General features: G+C 69.9%; 1 protein-coding gene. It reads right to left on the reverse strand.

What is annotated here, in order from left to right:
• A partial coding sequence (locus F6Q13_RS18110; RefSeq protein WP_293059482.1) for an MFS transporter occupies nt 1-442 on the reverse strand: 442 nt, incomplete at its 3' end.
• Nucleotides 443-471: the final 29 nt, after the last annotated feature.

A 471-nucleotide genomic window follows, 5' to 3' on the forward strand; every position in this document is an offset into this window, starting at 1 on the left:
ACCCGGCCTCGGCCACTCCCAGCCCGATCCGGGTGATGATCAGCCCGGCGGCGTCATCGACGAACGCCGGAGCGGCGGCGAACAGTCCCCACCCGGTCAACAGCACCGCCAGCCACCGCCGGATCCCCACCCGGTGAAACACCCAATTGGCGGGCACCTGAAACGCCACGTAACCCAGAAAAAAGCTGCCCGACACCAACCCGTTGGTGCTCGCCGACAGGTTCCGGTCGGCGTTCATCCTCAACGCGGCGGTGGCGATGTTGACCCGGTCTAAAAACGCCACCACGTAGAGCACCAGCAGCAGCGGAAGCAGCCGGCGCCCAACCCGGCGCCCCAGGCGCCCCTCGTCGGCGCGGTGCTTGACGGCGATGGCAGGTGGTGTTCCCCGCGGCGGCTGCCGCACCTGGCCGATGCCGGCGGCTTCGCCGGGGCGTCCCGGCATCACGTGTGCGAGCAGGCGGTGATCATCGG

The sequence above is a fragment of the Mycobacterium sp. genome (genome assembly GCF_008709575.1).
Taxonomy (GTDB): domain Bacteria; phylum Actinomycetota; class Actinomycetes; order Mycobacteriales; family Mycobacteriaceae; genus Mycobacterium.